The organism is Microbacterium sp. C7(2022) (assembly GCF_028823665.1).
GTDB lineage: Bacteria > Actinomycetota > Actinomycetes > Actinomycetales > Microbacteriaceae > Microbacterium.
The window spans coordinates 203,443-218,752 of the sequence record NZ_JAPEHV010000003.1 but is presented as its reverse complement, the minus strand read 5'-3'; the positions used below and the strand labels follow the sequence as shown (position 1 = coordinate 218,752).

Sequence of the window (15,310 nt, the reverse complement as noted above, 5' to 3'; positions counted from 1 at the left end):
GAGGAGCCGCGGTTCCCGTGTCGCGATTAGGCTCGACACATGTCTGAGACGGGGGACGGCCGCGTGCGTGAGGGATCGCGTCCATGAGCGCCGTGCCCGTGACGATCGGTGTCCGGATGCCGCTCCCGGGCGCCGCGGACGCTGCGAGCGACGCGACGGCGGTGCCGGGTGCACCGCTCGTCGACACCTATTCGCGTGTGCATCGCGACCTGCGCATCTCGCTCACCGACCGCTGTTCGCTGCGCTGCACGTACTGCATGCCCGAGCAGGGCAACGAATGGCTGGCGCGCACCAGCATCCTCTCGCTCGACGAGATCGTCGAGGTGGCCCGCGTTGCCGCCGCAGCGGGGATCACGACGTTTCGCCTCACGGGAGGGGAGCCACTGCTGCGCACCGACATCGTGGATGTGGTGCGCAGGCTCGCCCGACTCCGGGGTCCCGACGGTCAGCCGGTCGAGATTGCGATGACGACCAATGGCATCCGTCTGGATGAGGTCTTGTCAGATCTCATCGATGCCGGATTGCACCGGGTGAACATCTCCCTCGACACGCTGAGGCACGATCGGTTCCGCGAACTCACTCGACGTGACCGGCTCGATGACGTTCTCGCTGGCATCGCGGCGGCCGCGGCATCCGACCTGCGACCGCTCAAGATCAACGCGGTCGCCATGCGGGGAGTCAACGATGACGAACTCGTCGATCTGGTCGCCTTCGCCGTCGCGCACTCGGCGCAGATGCGCTTCATCGAGCAGATGCCGTTGGATGCCGGGCACACGTGGTCACGCGAGAACATGGTGACGCGCGAGGAGATTCTTCAGGCGCTGTCGAGCCGGTGGACGCTGACGCCGGTTCCGGGGCGAGGGGGTGCGCCCGCCGAACGCTGGATGCTCGATGGTGGGCCCGACACGGTCGGCGTCATCGCGTCGGTGACAGCACCCTTCTGCGGGGACTGCGACCGACTTCGACTCACCGCAGACGGCCAATTGCGCAACTGCCTTTTCTCCACGACCGAGTATGACCTGCTGCCGATCCTGCGCGCGCCCGGCGCGGAGGATTCTCGCGCAGACGGGATCGATGGGATGCTGCGCGCGTGCGTCCGGGGAAAGTTGCCCGGCCACGCCATCAACGAACCGTCGTTCCTGCAGCCCGCGCGCGGTATGAACGCGATCGGCGGCTGAGTAATGGGGCGCATCACGGCGAACCGCCCCGTCACGCGAATCAGTTTCGACGGCGACGGCGAAGTTGTGGCGCGACGGCGTGCTGACGTGCTCGCCGTGGAAGAGCCCCTCGAGATTCGTCTTAGCGGGCAGCCGCTCGTTGTCACGATGCGGACCCCCGGTCATGACGTCGAACTGGCGGCAGGGTTCTTGGTCTCAGAGGGAGTGATCGGGCGGAGCGACCAGCTCGCGGCGGCGATTCACTGCGGCGGACCGGGGCTCGGCGCGCAGTCGATGGATCGGCCCGCATTGCTCGAGACACCCGCGAGCGGGAACACCTACAACGTGCTGGACGTCACGCTCGGCGCGGGAGCCGTGGCTCCCACTCCCGACATGGCTCGCGCGTTTGTGGCGACGAGCGCGTGCGGCGTGTGTGGCGCGGCATCCATCGACGCCGTCGAGAAATCGTCGCGCTTCGATGTGGCGCAAGATATGGCGACGATGGATGCCGCGGCCCTCGCCGAACTTCCGGAGCGTCTGCGCGTGAAGCAAGCGGCGTTCGCCAAGACTGGTGGTCTGCACGCCGCCGGACTGTACGACGCTGCATCGGGTGAAGAGCTGATCGTGCGTGAGGATGTGGGGCGCCACAACGCGGTCGACAAGGTCGTCGGGTGGGCCCTGACGGTAGGTCGATTGCCGTTGACGGGCACGGTGCTGCAGGTTTCGGGCCGCGTGAGCTTCGAACTCGTCCAGAAGGCCGCGATGGCGGGCATCCCCATTCTCGCCGCGGTGTCGGCTCCGTCAAGCCTGGCGGTGGAACTCGCGGCGGCCCGCGGACTCACTCTCGTGGGTTTTTCGCGCGGTGACACGCTGAACGTGTACACGCACCCCGAGCGCATTCGCGTCGGCTGAGCGTCGCCGGGGAGATCAGAAGACGAAGATCTGACCCAGCACCAGTACGGCGACGACGAAGAGGGCAACGATGGCGCCGACGATCGCGAGCGTGCGGCCCGACAGCTTCGCGACGGCGTAGCCGACGAGGAAAGGCAGGGCGGCGAGGAAGATCGTGACGATCCACCAGAACGCGACGTAGCCGCCGGTGGTCGCCTCGTTCAGTCGACCGGCGAACAGTTGCTGGGTGCCGGGGTGCGTGGCGAACGAGAATGCAGCTGAGAGCGGCACAGCGATGAAGGCCGCGACCATGAGACCGAACAGCGTGCCCCACAGGCCGGGGCTACCGTGCCCACTGAGAGCGCCGCCGTGGAGTTCCTGCTGATCTGAAGACATACGCAGAACTTTAGCCGGTCTGCGGGCCCGGTTAGGCTCGAAGAGAACGTCAGATCGGAGAGCCCTATGTCTCGCATCCTGCTCATCGGCGGCCACGGCAAGGTCGCGCTCCTCCTCGAACCGATGCTCGTGGGTCGTGGCGAACACGTCACCGCCCTGTTTCGCAATGCCGACCATGAGACCGATGTGGCCGCAACCGGGGCCGCGCCACTGGTCGCCGACATCGAAGTCTTCGACACCGACCAGCTCACAAACCTCGTGAGTGGCAACGACGTCGTCATCTGGGCGGCCGGGGCTGGTGGGGGAGACCCTCAGCGAACCTACGCGGTCGACCGCGATGCAGCGATTCGCTCGATCGATGCGTGCGTGGCGGCGGGGGTGCGCCGCTACGTCATGGTGTCGTACTTCGGCGCTGACACCGATCACGGCGTGCCCGAAGACAACGCCTTCTTCGCCTATGCCGAAGCTAAGGCGGCAGCGGACGAACACTTGCGTTCAAGTGGACTCGACTACACGATCGTCGCTCCGAGCGCGCTGACGCTGGATCCGCCCACGGGCCGCATCCATGTCGATGCGACGGAAGCCACGAAGGTTTCTCGTGCAGACGTCGCTGCTGTCATCGACGCGGTTCTCGCTGACGACTCGACGATCGGGCGCACTCTTCGTTTCAACGCAGGATCCACGCCGATCGTCGAGGCGATCGCAGGCTGAGCTGGTCAGCTGCGACGTTGCAGCAGCACGACCGAATCATCGAGGGTCGCAGGAGAACCGTCAGGCGCCGTGACGTCTCGCGTGCGAATCTCTGATAGCACCGGCATCCACTCCTCGAAATCTACGTGAGGTCGCACCGCTCGCTTTCGAGAACTCTCGCGGGGCGAGGCGGCCGAGGGGGGAAGACGACAACACCCCGATCCAAAAGGACCGGGGTGTTGCGGCTTCCCGTCAGGTCGAAACCCGACGAGTGACGATCAGAGCGGGCGAATGTTCGCAGCCTGCATGCCCTTGGGGCCACGCTCGGCGTCGAATTCGACCTTCTGGTTCTCGTGGAGCTCCTTGTAGCCCTCGGTGGCGATCGCGCTGTAGTGCGCGAAGAGGTCGTCTCCGCCTGCATCCGGTGCGATGAAGCCGAAGCCCTTTTCGGAGTTGAACCATTTCACGGTGCCAGTGGCCATCGTGTCTTTCCTTTTTCTTTGCGGGCCGCAATGCGACCGGGAGCCGTCAGCTCCTCGCAGTGAGCCTACCCTGCACGATAGATTCGAGAACGCCTTGCGTCGCAGATGTGCGCGAGCGTCGTCCTCGAGCGAAAGGCCCTGCCGAATGAGCGCATCGCAGCCACTCGATCCCTCGACCTCAGAGTCTTCACCACCCACGCGACGCGAGTGGCTGGCGCTGGCCGTCCTGTCGGCGGGGCTCGGCATGATCGTCCTCGACGGCACGATCGTCGGCGTAGCGTTACCCGAGATCATCAGCGACATCGGTCTCGACCTCACCGACGCGCAACGGGTCAACAGCCTGTATGCGGTCGTGCTCGCCGCACTGCTGCTGTCGACCGGGCGGCTGGCCGATCGCTGGGGTCGCAAGCTGATGTTCCTCATCGGCGTGGTGATCTTCATCGGCGGCAGCGTGCTGGCGGCTGCGTCCGACAGTGGTGGACCGCTGATCGCAGCCCGCGCCGTCCAAGCGCTCGGAGCGGCGTTCATCATGCCCTCAACGCTGTCGACGGTCAATGCGGTGTTCCGCGGCCGCTATCGCGGGGCCGCGTTCGGTGTGTGGGGCGCGGTGATCTCGGGGGCCGCGGCGATCGGTCCGCTCGCCGGCGGCGCGCTGACGCAGTGGGCGTCGTGGCATTGGGTGTTCCTCGTGAACATCCCGCTGGGCATCGCCGTCTTTGTGGCGGCGCTGCTCACGGTGCCCGAAACGCGCGGCGCCAAGGGGCGCCCGGGCGCCGACGTCGATGGAGCGCTGCTCAGCGCGATCGGCTTCGGCGCGCTGGTGTTCGCGGTCATCGAGGGTCCCGACCTCGGCTGGTGGGCGCCGAAGGATGACCTGGTGATCTTCGGGTGGGTGTGGCCCGCGGATGCCGCGATCTCCGCCGTTCCGGTGGCCTTTGCGATCGCGGCAGTCGCGCTGACGTTGTTCGTCTTGTGGGAGCGCCATCGAGAGCGCGTGCGCCGTTCGGCGCTTCTTGACCTCAATCTGTTCCGTATCCCCACGTTCTCGTGGGGGAACCTCACCGCCGCGATGGTGGCCGTGGGGGAGTTCGCCATCATCTTCGTCCTGCCGCTCTACCTCATCAACGCGGTCGGGCTCGACGTCATGGGGGCGGGGCTCGTACTCGCCGCCATGGCCATCGGCGCGTTCTTCTCGGGAGCATCCGCTCGCCATCTGGCCGCGCGATTCGGGTCCCCGGGCACTGTGTTGCTCGGACTCGGGCTCGAAGTGGTCGGCATCGTGGTGGTCGCGCTCATCATCCACGCAGATACACCCGGGGTGGTGATCGCGCTTCCTCTCGTCGTCTACGGCTTGGGGCTTGGCCTTGCCTCCGCGCAACTGACAGGCACGGTGTTGCGCGACGTTCCGGTCGAAGTTTCTGGGCAGGGCTCCGCCACGCAGAGCACAGTCCGACAGATCGGTTCCGCGCTCGGCACGGCGTTCGCCGGTGCGGCGCTCTCGGTATCGCTCGCTCTCACACTTCCCGCGGCTCTCGAGAGTGTGGACGTGAGTGGCGACGAGGCTGATCAGCTCGCGACGGCGACCAGGCAGTCCGCCGGCACGGCCATCCCTGCGCTCCGCGAGGCGGGGAGTTCGAGTCCCCTGGGCGATCAGACCGCCGCTGTCACCGCCGCGCTCGCCGAAGGATTCGCCGATGGGACGCGATGGGCGCTGCTCGTGGCATCCGTCTTCCTACTCCTCGGATTCGTCGGCGCATTTGCCCTGCGTCGTGCGGCGGAATCTGTCAAGGACCTTCCGTAACGATATATCGGTAGGTATCGTTCATGGGAGTCGTCATCGTGGCGGCGAGCTGCGATGCGAGGAGATCGATCATGAACAGTGCAGGATCACGGGCCAGTGGGTTCGGCAGCGGGTGGCCCGGCCCCGGCATCTTCGAGGCAATGGATCAGCTGCGTGACGCCTTCGAGCAGCGGGTTGGCGCACCCGCGTCACGTGTGAATCGCGGGGACGTGCGAGCAGCCGTGTTGGCGCTGCTGGCAGAGTCGCCGATGCACGGCTATCAGATCATCCAGCAAATCGAGGAACGCTCGGGCGGTGCGTGGAAGCCCAGCCCCGGCTCGGTGTATCCGACGCTGCAGTTGCTTGCCGATGAGGGGCTCATCGCGGCCGAAGAGTCGGGCGGACGTAAGATCTACTCCCTGACCGATGCAGGAGTGGCCGCGGCGGGCGAGGAAGGCGCCGCGCCATGGGAGACCTCGGGGATGAAGGATGCCGCGCGGGCGACGGCGCTCCCCAAAGCCGGCCTCGCGCTTGCCCAGGCGGCGGCGCAAGTGGGGCGCAGTGGCACACCGGAGCAGATCGCCGAGGCTGTAGAGATCCTCGACGACGCGCGACGAAAGCTCTACGCGCTCCTGGCGAAGGAGTGACGGCTCTCGTCGCGCGCGCAGGTTCCTTCGTTGGGCGTTCGCCCTCGCACGGCATGATGGAGGGGTGATGAGCGACGAGCGTGCGTCGCGCGCGCGATATCGGCGCATTCTGCGCTTCGCGCTGCGGTACATGGTGCAGGCGTGGTGGTACGAGCTCTTTCTGCCGCGCGTCGGGCTGAGTTCTCTCGCCGCGCGCGGACGCCCCGCGCGGTTGCAGCACATCGCTCGTCACTTCCATGCCCTCGCCGTGCAGTTGGGCGGACTCATGATCAAGGTCGGGCAGTTCATGTCGTCGCGACTCGACGTGCTCCCACCCGAGATCACGCGCGAGCTGGAGGGACTGCAAGACGAAGTGCCGCCGGTCGCGTTCGATGAGATCCGAGCGCTCGCCGAGGCAGAGCTCGGGGTGCCGCTGGATCGGGCGTTCGCTCAGTTCGACCCCCTGCCGCTCGCGGCTGCATCCCTGGGGCAAGCCCACCGTGCGGCGCTGTCGGTGGAGGATGCGGGCGTCGCGGGATTCACGAACGTCGTGGTGAAAGTCCAGCGCCCCGGCATCGACCGGGTCGTCGCTGTCGACCTGGCGGCGCTGCGCAAGGTGGCCGGGTGGTTGCACCGTGTTCAGATCATCCGGCGTCATGTCGATCTGCCCGTGCTCATGGAAGAGTTCGCGCGCACGAGCCTCGAAGAGATCGACTACCTCCACGAGGCGGGCAGTGCAGAGCGATTCGCCGCGGACTTTGCCGATGACGGCGGCGTCTCGGTGCCCGCGGTCGCATGGGAGCGCACGACGCGGCAGGTGCTCACGCTGGCCGATGTTACGGCGATCAAGATCAACGACGTCGATGCGCTGCGGGCGGCGGGCATCGATCCGGGCGAAGTGGCCACCGAGTTCGCGCGCGTGATGTTCGACCAGCTTTTCGATCATGGGTTCTTCCACGCAGACCCGCACCCCGGCAACATTTTCGTCACCCCGACTCCTGATGCAGAGACGGAGCGAACGTGGCGGTTCACGTTCATCGACTTCGGCATGATGGGCGAAGTGCCCGACCGACTGCGCGACGGGCTTCGTCGCGTGTTGATCGCGGTGGCGGCCCGCGACGGCCGTCGGCTCGTAGAGAGCATGCGCGACGTGGGCGTGCTGTTGCCGGACGCTGACACCACCGAGTTGGAACGGGCGATGACGACGCTGTTCGCCCGTTTCGGTGGAATGGGTTTCGCCGAACTGGCGCAAGTGGACCCGCGCGAGTTCGAAGACTTCGCGCGGGAGTTCGGCGACACGATTCGTCGCATGCCGACACAGTTGCCGGAGAACTTCCTCCTCATCATCCGCACTGTCTCGTTGACCTCGGGTGTGTGCAGCTCCCTCGATCCCGCGTTCAACGTGTGGGATGCGGTCGAGCCCTATGCGCAGCGCCTTCTGCGTGAGGAGAGCGGCAATGTCGTGCAGGCGTTCGCGACCGAGGTGCGCGACGTGTTGGGCATCGCCGTTCGCCTGCCGCGCAGGCTCGACGATGTCGTGACGCGGTTGGAAGACGGGCGACTCGCCGTCGACACTCCCAAGCTCGATAAGCGGATCGCGGGGCTCGAGCGTGCGGGTCGCCGGGTAGTGGCAGCCATCATCTTCGCCGGGTTGCTCATCGGCGGCATTTTGATGCGCCTGGATGACATCGTCTTCGGCACCGTGCTCATGATCGCCTCGATCGTGCCTCTGGCGCATGCCGTGCTGGCGGGACTGTTCTCGCGCCGATTCTGACCGCCCGTTGCACCGCTGAACACTCGTTCAGTATGCTGAGCGCGTGAGTGAAGACGAACGCACGGCGCGCGAGCGTATCGTCGCGTCGGCCCTGCGCTTGTTCGCCGAACGAGGAGTGGATGCGGTGTCGCTGCGCGACGTCGCGAGCGACGCAGACGTATCGGTGGCGCTCATTCCGCATCACTTCGGAACGCGAGAAGGACTCCGCGATGCCGTGGATGCACACGTCATCGCGATCTTCGACGCCCTCGAGCAGCAGCCCCCGACCGAGCTGACCGGGGATGGGGCGGTAGCAGGTTTCGTCGAGGCATTGCTGTCGGCGTTGCCGCAGGGCTCACCGATTCCCGCATACGTGCGTCGCCTCTTGCTGTCGGGCACCGAGGGTGGGCGATTGCTGTTTCGGCGCTGGTACGAACTCAGCGTTCGCCTCCTGGCAAATCTCGAAGTGCACGACATCGCGAGGCCGGCAGTGGATCCCCAGATGCGCGCGGCATTTCTTCTCGTGAATGACCTCGCCATGATCCTGCTGCACGAACACGTCCACGATGCCACCGGCGTCGATCCCTTGTCGCCAGACGGCTCCGCCCGGTGGGCCGCAGAAGCCATCGACGCTTACACGCACGGCGTCTTTCGGAAGGAAACCTTATGACCGCTTCGACCTCCGTCGCCACCGACCGTGGAGTCCGCACCACAGGGCTCACGCGGGTGTTCGGAACAGGAGACGCCGCCGTCCACGCCCTCAAAGGCGTCGACCTCGAGATTGCGTCGGGCGAGCTCGTCGTGATTCTCGGCCCGTCGGGTTCGGGTAAGACGACGTTGTGCAACATCCTCGGCGGAATCGACCGTGCGACGGATGGCACGGTCATCGTCGCCGGTGAAGATATCTCGACGCGAGACCCGGGCAAGCTCAGCGACTTCCGGCGCGACCATGTCGGGTTCATCTTCCAGTTCTTCAACCTGATCCCCACGCTCACTGCCCGTGAGAACGTCGAGGTCATCATCGAGATGACGGGCCGCGGCGACAAAGCGCGCGTGCCGGAACTCCTCGAAGCGGTCGGACTGGGGGATCGGATGGACAACTTCCCGGCACAGTTGTCGGGTGGTCAGCAACAGCGCGTTGCGGTCGCGCGAGCGCTCGCCACCGATCCTGACATTCTCTTCGCCGACGAGCCCACCGGAGCACTCGATCTGCCGACAGGCCGTCAGATCCTCGGCCTGCTGCAGGATCTGCACCACCAGGGTCGCACCGTGATCATCGTCACGCACAACCTGTCGGTGGCTCAGATCGCCGACCGCGTCGTGACGATCGTCGACGGTCAGGTCGAGTCCACCGTCGTCAACGACAACCCCGCGGCGGCGGCCGACGTGACCTGGTGAGCGCGATGAGGGCTTCCACACGAAAGTCTTTCCGTGACCTCTGGCGCCAGCGCGCCCAGGTGATCGCCGTCGGTGTCACCATCGCCTTGGGCGTGCTCATCTACATCGCGACGGCAGGGGCGTTTCAGAACCTGTCCGCGAGCTATCAAGAGACGTACGACCGGCTCTCCTTCGCTGATCTGGTCGCGACGGGCGGTGACACCGCCGACGTCGCGCAGGCGGCGCTCGACGCGGGAGCAAGCGATGCCATCACCCGCACTCAGATCGACCCGCCCATGCTCATCGACGATGCGAAGTTGCTCGGGCGGGTCCTTTCTGTGCCCGTTGACGAGCACCCCGTCATCGATGATGTCGACGTCATCGACGGTGACTACCTCGACGGAACCTCGGGTGATGTTCTTCTCGAGACCCACGCGGCCGAGGCGTTCGACCTCGCGCCGGGGGACAGTTTCGACGTGTACACCGCGACCGGATGGCAGAGTGTCACCATTGCCGGCGTCGTGGACTCGCCCGAGTACCTCTGGCCCGCGCGCTCGCGGCAAGACATCTTGAGCGACCCGCAGTCGTTCGCGGTCGTCTACGCGTCCACCGATGACGTATCGAAGTGGTTCGGCATTCCCGATAACCAGACGCTCGTGCTGCTGCCCGACTCCGTGAGCACCGAAGAATCCGACGCGGTATCCGATGCAATGACGGATGCCGGGGCGACATCAGTCGAGACGCAGGAGGATCAGCCGTCGAACGCGACTCTGAGCGAAGACCTTCAGGGGTTCGATCAAATGTCAGTTGCATTCCCCGCGCTGTTCCTGATCGCCGCCGGCGTGTCGAGTTGGGTGCTCCTCACGCGCCGCATTCTGCAGGAGCGACCGATTATCGGCACCCTGATGGCAGCCGGCGCTCGCCGCGGTCGTGTGCTGCGCCACTATCTCGGTCAGGGGCTGATCATCGGCACGCTCGGGGCGATCGTCGGTGTCGTTCTCGGAGTGTTCGCGAACACTGCCGTCACCTCCGCCTACACCGGGTTTGTGGGCGTGCCCGACACAGTGGTGCGCAACTATCCCTGGATGATCGTGGTCGGTCTGCTCTTCGGTGCGGTCATCGGGATGCTGGGGGCCCTCGGCCCGGCGATCACGGCATCCCGCACCGCGCCAGCAGAAGCCATGCGCACGCAGGCGGAGGTCTCCGCGCCCGGCGCATGGAGTCGCTTCGTAGCCAGGCAGCGCTGGCTGCCCACCACCACTCGCATGGCGTTGCGTGACATCGTCCGTTCCAAGCGTCGTACGTTCGCGACGATGCTCGGGGGAGTGCTCGCCCTCGTCCTCGTGCTGACGTCGGTCGGGTTGATGACGTCGATGCTGAGAGCCCTCGAAATCCAATTCGACGAGGTCAATCTCGAAGACGCGACCGTAGCGGCCCAGTCCGGTGCGGGGGTGGAAGATCAGTTGCGTGACCTGGAAGGTGTCTCGGCGGTCGAACCTACTGCCGCCGGCAAGGTGACGGTGCTTGGCAGCGACGACTCGTACGCGACCGTCCTGCACGGCTTCCAGGCGGACACGCAGATGCACGGCTTCGTGGGAATGGACGGTGCCGAGATCTCGCTCCCCGATGACGGGATCCTCGCGGGGCACAGCATCGGCGAGCTCCTTGACGTCGAAGAAGGCGATACCGTCACGCTGTCGACCGAGGACGGACAGACAGACGTCACGATCGTCGCGTTCGTTGATGAGCCCATCGGCACCGCGGTCTACGCGACCGACGAGGTTGCGGCGAGCATCCTCCCGGATACAGGTGTCGAGTCGTTCGCTCTCCTCTACGCCAACGGTGCCGACCGCGACCAGTTGCGCGCCAATATCACACAGTTGGATGGCGTCGTTGCCTATCAGGACGTCCGGGCTGTCGTCGGGATTCTCGACGACTACCTCGGTCTGTTCTGGGCGTTTATCGGAATCATGATCGTGGCGGGCACGATCCTCGCGCTCGCGGTGATGTACGTCACGATGGCGGTCAGCGTGGTGGAACGCATAGGCGAACTTGCGACGATGCGCGCGGCCGGGGCGCCGCGCCGAAAGGTCGCTGGCGCCATCGCCACCGAGAACATGCTCGCAACTCTCCTCGCGATCCCCATTGGTCTGATCTTGGGTGTCTGGTCGGCGTCGACGTTCTTGCAGACCTTCAACGACGACCTGTTCACGCTCGAACTTCGCTGGTCGTGGTGGACGCTGCCCGCGGCAGCGCTGGGCGTGCTGCTCGCGGCCCTCATTTCGCAGTGGCCGGCAGCGCGTCAGATCAAGAAGATCGACATCGCGCGGGTCGTCCGCGAGCGAGCGCCCTAGGTTGCGGGGTCGGGTTGCTTTCAGGTGCGTGGGCGGGCGCGAAGAATGGCGGGGTGACTGCTGTTGTCGTGGTGCGACCGAGAACGCGAGCCTGGCGTGCGTTGGCGGCGGCCATCCCCCGCGACGGGTGGAACCGCGTGACCCTGACCGCGGAAATGCGCCGCGCCATGGGCGTGCGCGAGAAATCTCCTGCTGATGAACCTTCGGCTGGGCTGTCGGCGTTGCTGAGTACGTACATCGGCGAAACAGAGAAGAACCTCACGACCTTGTTCGCGCGTGCCGAGACGGCGTCGTGGGTGCTCCTGTTCGATGAGGCGGATGCCCTGTTCGGGAAGCGTGTGAGCGCCCCGGATGCCGGGGACGCGTACGCGAATCAGGAAGTGTCCTACTTCTCAGATCGATCAGCCTTCGAGCGTGAGCTTCGCGCAACCGGCATCCAGCCCGCGCACGCGAAAGTCGATCTGAAGAAAGAGATCCCGTCCTATCGAGCACCGCGTGGGCGTTTCGAAGTGATCGAGATCCCCGAGCGGCAATATCTCGCCATCGACGGCCAGGGATCTCCAGGTTCGGATGCTTTTGCCTCGGCGATCTCGTCGCTCTACCCCGTCGCCTATGCGCTGAAGTTCGCCAGCAAGAAAGAACGTGAACGCGACTATGTCGTGCCGCCCCTCGAGGGTCTGTGGTGGGCGGATGACATGTCGACCTTCACGACCGCGCGTAACAAATCCCGCTGGCAGTGGACGTTGCTGCTTCTGGTTCCGGGCTGGCTCACCCGCGAGGACGTCGACGCTGCCCGTTCGGTCGCGTCGAGCAAGGGCCACGACGTCTCGGGTGTGCGTGTTGAGTCGCTCGACGAAGGCCGATGCGTGCAGACGCTCCACGTTGGCTCGTTCGATGACGAAGGCCCGGTTCTCCAGCGCATGCACGACGACTTCATCCCCGCGAACAATCTGGTGATGACGGGCCGCCACCATGAGATCTACTTGAGCGACTTCCGCCGGGTGGAGCCGGAAAAGCTGCGCACGATTCTGCGCCAGCCTGTCACCGCCCGTTCCTGAAGCGATGAGTACCCTGGAGGGGTGCATCGCATCTTCACCATGTCTTTCGCGTCGGTCTACCCGCATTACGTCACCAAAATGGAGCGGAAGGGACGCACTGTCGAGGAACTTGATCAGGTGATCGAATGGCTCACGGGCTTCGACGATGCGCAGCTGCGCCGTCATCTTGATGAACACACGACGTTCGAGGACTTCTTCGCCGAGGCTGAGCTGAACCCCGGCGTCACCCAGATCACCGGCGTCATCTGCGGCGTGCGCGTCGAGCAGATCGAGGATCCACTCATGCAGAAGATCCGGTATCTCGACAAGCTCGTCGATGAGCTTGCCAAGGGCAAGCCGATGGATAAGGTCCTGCGCTCAGCATGACCCGCGATACGACACCCGGAGTGACCTCAATGCCCGACGCATCCGACCCCCATGCCCATGCTGATGACCTCGCGGACTTCGTTGCTGAGTCGCCGTCGAGCTTCCACGCGGCCGAGGCTGTCGCCCGCAGACTCGAGGCGGTGGGCTTCACGCGACTGGATGAGCATGCGGCATGGCCGGCGCCCGCGGGCGGGCGCTACCTGGTCGTACGCGATGGTGCCGTGATCGCGTGGGCGGTCCCCAAAGCAGCATCCGCATCGACGGGTGTGCGCATTTTCGGCGCACACAGTGACTCGCCGGGCTTCAAGCTGAAGCCCAAGCCCACCACCGGCAAGCTCGGCTGGTTGCAGGCCGGTGTCGAGGTCTACGGCGGTCCGCTGCTCACGTCGTGGCTCGATCGCGAACTGCGCCTTGCAGGGCGACTCGTCCTGGACGACGGCACGAGCGTGCTCGCTGCAACGGGCCCATTGCTTCGCTTGCCCCAGCTCGCGATCCACCTCGATCGTGATGCGAACGACCATCTCGCGCTCGACAAGCAATCGCAGACGCAGCCGGTGTGGGGCCTCGGCGACACCGACTCTGCCGACATCCTGGCCGAGCTCGCTCGAGAGGCGGGAGTGGATGCCGCGCGCATCCGTGGCTACGACATCGTCACCGCCGACGCCGCGCGCGGCACTACTTTCGGGCGCGACCACGTGTTCTTTGCCGCCGGACGGCTTGACGACCTCGCCTCGGTGCACGCCGGCGTCGTGGCCCTCGAGCAGGCCGCCGACACCGACGCGGATCACATCCCGATGCTTGCCGTGTTCGACCATGAAGAGGTGGGATCGGGGACTCGCTCCGGTGCCGGTGGTCCATTCTTGGCTGATGTGCTGGAGCGGCTGTGGATCTCGCTAGGCGCCGATCGCGAGCAGCAGTTGCGCTCACTCGCGGCATCGTGGTGCGTGTCGAGCGACGTCGGCCACTCCGTGCATCCGAACTACGCAGACAAGCACGACCCTGTCGTGCAACCCGTGCTCGGGTCAGGTCCGATTCTCAAGATCAACGCCAATCAGCGGTACGCAACGGATGCCGCCGGGGCGGCCTCCTGGAACGCGTGGTGTGCTGAGGCTGGCGTGAGCAGTCAAGAATTCGTGTCGAACAACACCGTCCCGTGTGGCTCGACGATCGGGCCGATCACCGCGACGCGGCTGGGGATCCGGACGGTGGATGTCGGCATCCCGATCCTGTCGATGCACTCGGCTCGCGAGTTGGCGGGCGTGAGTGACCTGTGGGACCTCACCCGCGTGGCGCGGGCGTACTTCGGCGGTTGAGCGCAGACCGCGCTCAGATCAATACCAGCCGTAGGCCTTCGAGTGGTTCCATGCGCCGCACGGCGTGCCGTAGCGGCCCGAGATGTAGCCGAGACCCCAGCTGATCTGGGTGGCGGCGTTGGTCTGCCAGTCGGCACCGGCGCTGGCCATCTTGCTGCCAGGGAGCGACTGCGGGATGCCGTAGGCGCCACTGGAGGAGTTGTAGGCCTTGTAGTTCCAGCCCGATTCCTTCTGCCACAGCGACTCGAGGCACGCGTACTGATCGCCACCCCACCCGCGGTTGGCGACCATCGTCTTGGCAATGGCCTTGGCCTGCGCGGGGCTGGCGCCGCCGCCACCCGACGGAACGGGCGAAGAAGAGGCGGATGACGAAGAGGACGACGAGGACGACGACGAAGAAGCCGCTGCGGCTGCGGCCTCAGCTTCGGCCTTCGCCTTGGCTTCGGCCTCGAGACGGGCCTTCTCGCGGGCTTCTTCCTCGGCCTTCTTCTTCTTGGCTTCGGCCAAGGCTTCCTTCAGGCCAACAACTTCGCCATCGACAGAGGCGATGAGCGTGGTCACCTCGGCGGTCAGACCGGGAACCAGCGGCGCCGGCAGATCGAGCGAACCCTCGAGGCGCGCGGCGGCGGCGACGAGGTCGGTGGTGTCGACCTCGGTAGTGTCGCTTTCGAGCTTCAGACCTGAGTCGTCGATCGCCTCGGCGATGGCATCTGCTGCTTCCGCTGACGCGGCGGCTGCGGCGATGGCGTCGTGGGCTTCGGTGGAAATCGCGTCCGTGCCATCTTCGGTCACAACGGCCACGGGGTCGGTCGTCGTCGTGAACGACGCGAGTTCGAACGCCCCGAACGCGCTGGTGTCAGACGACGCCTGCGCTTGCGAAACGCTGCCTCCGGCGGTGAAACCGGCCGTCGCGATCAAGCCGACCGCGAGGCTCGCGGCGACGACAGCGCTACGGCGCTGGGTGCGGCGGCGGGCGCGACGGGCGCGACGATTGAGGGCAGAAGATGAAGTGGAGCGCATGAAAACCGGTTCCGTATCGAGTGTCGGCGCCGACGAAGCGACGCGAG

Annotated in this window: 15 protein-coding genes; 12 read left to right on the top strand and 3 right to left on the bottom strand. The window is 65.9% G+C overall.

Going from position 1 to position 15,310, the window contains the following annotated elements; all coding sequences use genetic code 11:
* Window positions 1-83: 83 nt before the first annotated feature.
* The gene (gene moaA / locus ON062_RS05245) at window positions 84-1,178 is read left to right on the top strand and encodes a GTP 3',8-cyclase MoaA (protein ID WP_274646079.1); all 1,095 of its coding nucleotides are present in this window, start codon (window positions 84-86) and stop codon (window positions 1,176-1,178) included.
* A gap of 3 nt (window positions 1,179-1,181) precedes the next feature.
* A complete protein-coding gene (gene fdhD, locus ON062_RS05240) occupies window positions 1,182-2,069 on the top strand; it encodes a formate dehydrogenase accessory sulfurtransferase FdhD (RefSeq protein ID WP_274646078.1) in 888 nt (295 codons plus the stop codon).
* A gap of 15 nt (window positions 2,070-2,084) precedes the next feature.
* On the opposite strand, the gene ON062_RS05235 is transcribed toward fdhD, so the two are convergent.
* Window positions 2,085-2,444: a hypothetical protein gene (locus tag ON062_RS05235; protein ID WP_274646077.1), complete on the bottom strand. Its 360-nt coding sequence runs from the start codon at window positions 2,442-2,444 to the stop codon at window positions 2,085-2,087.
* A 66-nt stretch (window positions 2,445-2,510) separates the two neighbouring features.
* On the opposite strand from ON062_RS05235, the gene ON062_RS05230 reads away from it, so the two are divergent.
* Entirely contained in the window at window positions 2,511-3,155 is a 645-nt protein-coding gene (locus tag ON062_RS05230) for an SDR family oxidoreductase (protein WP_274646076.1), read from the top strand.
* Window positions 3,156-3,412: 257 nt separating this feature from the next.
* Here the strand turns inward: ON062_RS05230 and ON062_RS05225 are convergent, their stop codons facing one another.
* Window positions 3,413-3,616, bottom strand: coding sequence for a cold-shock protein (locus tag ON062_RS05225; protein WP_274646075.1), 204 nt, complete (start codon window positions 3,614-3,616; stop codon window positions 3,413-3,415).
* Between the two features lie 145 nt (window positions 3,617-3,761).
* On the opposite strand from ON062_RS05225, the gene ON062_RS05220 reads away from it, so the two are divergent.
* The 9 genes from ON062_RS05220 to ON062_RS05175 all read left to right on the top strand — a co-directional run bounded on the left by ON062_RS05220 (window position 3,762) and on the right by ON062_RS05175 (window position 14,243).
* Window positions 3,762-5,417 (top strand): MFS transporter, encoded by a 1,656-nt coding sequence (locus ON062_RS05220; protein ID WP_274646074.1) that lies wholly within the window; start codon window positions 3,762-3,764, stop codon window positions 5,415-5,417.
* A 71-nt stretch (window positions 5,418-5,488) separates the two neighbouring features.
* Window positions 5,489-6,043 carry a PadR family transcriptional regulator gene (locus ON062_RS05215; RefSeq protein WP_274646073.1) on the top strand — a complete coding sequence of 185 codons (555 nt, stop codon included), beginning with the start codon at window positions 5,489-5,491 and terminating at the stop codon, window positions 6,041-6,043.
* 67 nt (window positions 6,044-6,110) lie between these two features.
* Window positions 6,111-7,796, top strand: a complete 1,686-nt coding sequence (locus ON062_RS05210) for an AarF/ABC1/UbiB kinase family protein (protein WP_274646072.1) — start codon at window positions 6,111-6,113, stop codon at window positions 7,794-7,796.
* Window positions 7,797-7,839: 43 nt separating this feature from the next.
* Window positions 7,840-8,445: a TetR/AcrR family transcriptional regulator gene (locus ON062_RS13930; RefSeq protein WP_274646071.1), complete on the top strand. Its 606-nt coding sequence runs from the start codon at window positions 7,840-7,842 to the stop codon at window positions 8,443-8,445.
* Entirely contained in the window at window positions 8,442-9,173 is a 732-nt protein-coding gene (locus ON062_RS05200) for an ABC transporter ATP-binding protein (protein ID WP_274646070.1), read from the top strand. The genes ON062_RS13930 and ON062_RS05200 overlap by 4 nt, the downstream gene beginning before the upstream one ends.
* 5 nt (window positions 9,174-9,178) lie before the next feature.
* On the top strand, window positions 9,179-11,506 hold the full coding sequence (locus ON062_RS05195; protein ID WP_274646069.1) for an FtsX-like permease family protein: 2,328 nt from the start codon (window positions 9,179-9,181) through the stop codon (window positions 11,504-11,506).
* 53 nt (window positions 11,507-11,559) lie between these two features.
* On the top strand, window positions 11,560-12,564 hold the full coding sequence (locus ON062_RS05185) for a GyrI-like domain-containing protein (RefSeq protein ID WP_308209614.1): 1,005 nt from the start codon (window positions 11,560-11,562) through the stop codon (window positions 12,562-12,564).
* A 21-nt stretch (window positions 12,565-12,585) separates the two neighbouring features.
* The gene (locus tag ON062_RS05180) at window positions 12,586-12,930 is read left to right on the top strand and encodes a DUF2200 domain-containing protein (protein ID WP_274646068.1); all 345 of its coding nucleotides are present in this window, start codon (window positions 12,586-12,588) and stop codon (window positions 12,928-12,930) included.
* Window positions 12,931-12,959: 29 nt separating this feature from the next.
* The gene (locus tag ON062_RS05175) at window positions 12,960-14,243 is read left to right on the top strand and encodes a M18 family aminopeptidase (protein WP_274646067.1); all 1,284 of its coding nucleotides are present in this window, start codon (window positions 12,960-12,962) and stop codon (window positions 14,241-14,243) included.
* Window positions 14,244-14,261: 18 nt separating this feature from the next.
* On the opposite strand, the gene ON062_RS05170 is transcribed toward ON062_RS05175, so the two are convergent.
* Window positions 14,262-15,263 (bottom strand): lytic transglycosylase domain-containing protein, encoded by a 1,002-nt coding sequence (locus ON062_RS05170; protein ID WP_274646066.1) that lies wholly within the window; start codon window positions 15,261-15,263, stop codon window positions 14,262-14,264.
* Window positions 15,264-15,310 lie beyond the last annotated feature (47 nt).

Bases quoted from the DNA above. Each gene is read 5' to 3' on its own strand.
- moaA (WP_274646079.1), top strand. From the start codon at position 84: ATGAGCGCCGTGCCCGTGACGATCGGTGTCCGGATGCCGCTCCCGGGC.
- fdhD (WP_274646078.1), top strand. From the start codon at position 1,182: ATGGGGCGCATCACGGCGAACCGCCCCGTCACGCGAATCAGTTTCGAC.
- ON062_RS05235 (WP_274646077.1), bottom strand. From the start codon at position 2,444: ATGTCTTCAGATCAGCAGGAACTCCACGGCGGCGCTCTCAGTGGGCAC.
- ON062_RS05230 (WP_274646076.1), top strand. From the start codon at position 2,511: ATGTCTCGCATCCTGCTCATCGGCGGCCACGGCAAGGTCGCGCTCCTC.
- ON062_RS05225 (WP_274646075.1), bottom strand. From the start codon at position 3,616: ATGGCCACTGGCACCGTGAAATGGTTCAACTCCGAAAAGGGCTTCGGC.
- ON062_RS05220 (WP_274646074.1), top strand. From the start codon at position 3,762: ATGAGCGCATCGCAGCCACTCGATCCCTCGACCTCAGAGTCTTCACCA.
- ON062_RS05215 (WP_274646073.1), top strand. From the start codon at position 5,489: ATGAACAGTGCAGGATCACGGGCCAGTGGGTTCGGCAGCGGGTGGCCC.
- ON062_RS05210 (WP_274646072.1), top strand. From the start codon at position 6,111: ATGAGCGACGAGCGTGCGTCGCGCGCGCGATATCGGCGCATTCTGCGC.
- ON062_RS05200 (WP_274646070.1), top strand. From the start codon at position 8,442: ATGACCGCTTCGACCTCCGTCGCCACCGACCGTGGAGTCCGCACCACA.
- ON062_RS05195 (WP_274646069.1), top strand. From the start codon at position 9,179: ATGAGGGCTTCCACACGAAAGTCTTTCCGTGACCTCTGGCGCCAGCGC.
- ON062_RS05175 (WP_274646067.1), top strand. From the start codon at position 12,960: ATGCCCGACGCATCCGACCCCCATGCCCATGCTGATGACCTCGCGGAC.
- ON062_RS05170 (WP_274646066.1), bottom strand. From the start codon at position 15,263: ATGCGCTCCACTTCATCTTCTGCCCTCAATCGTCGCGCCCGTCGCGCC.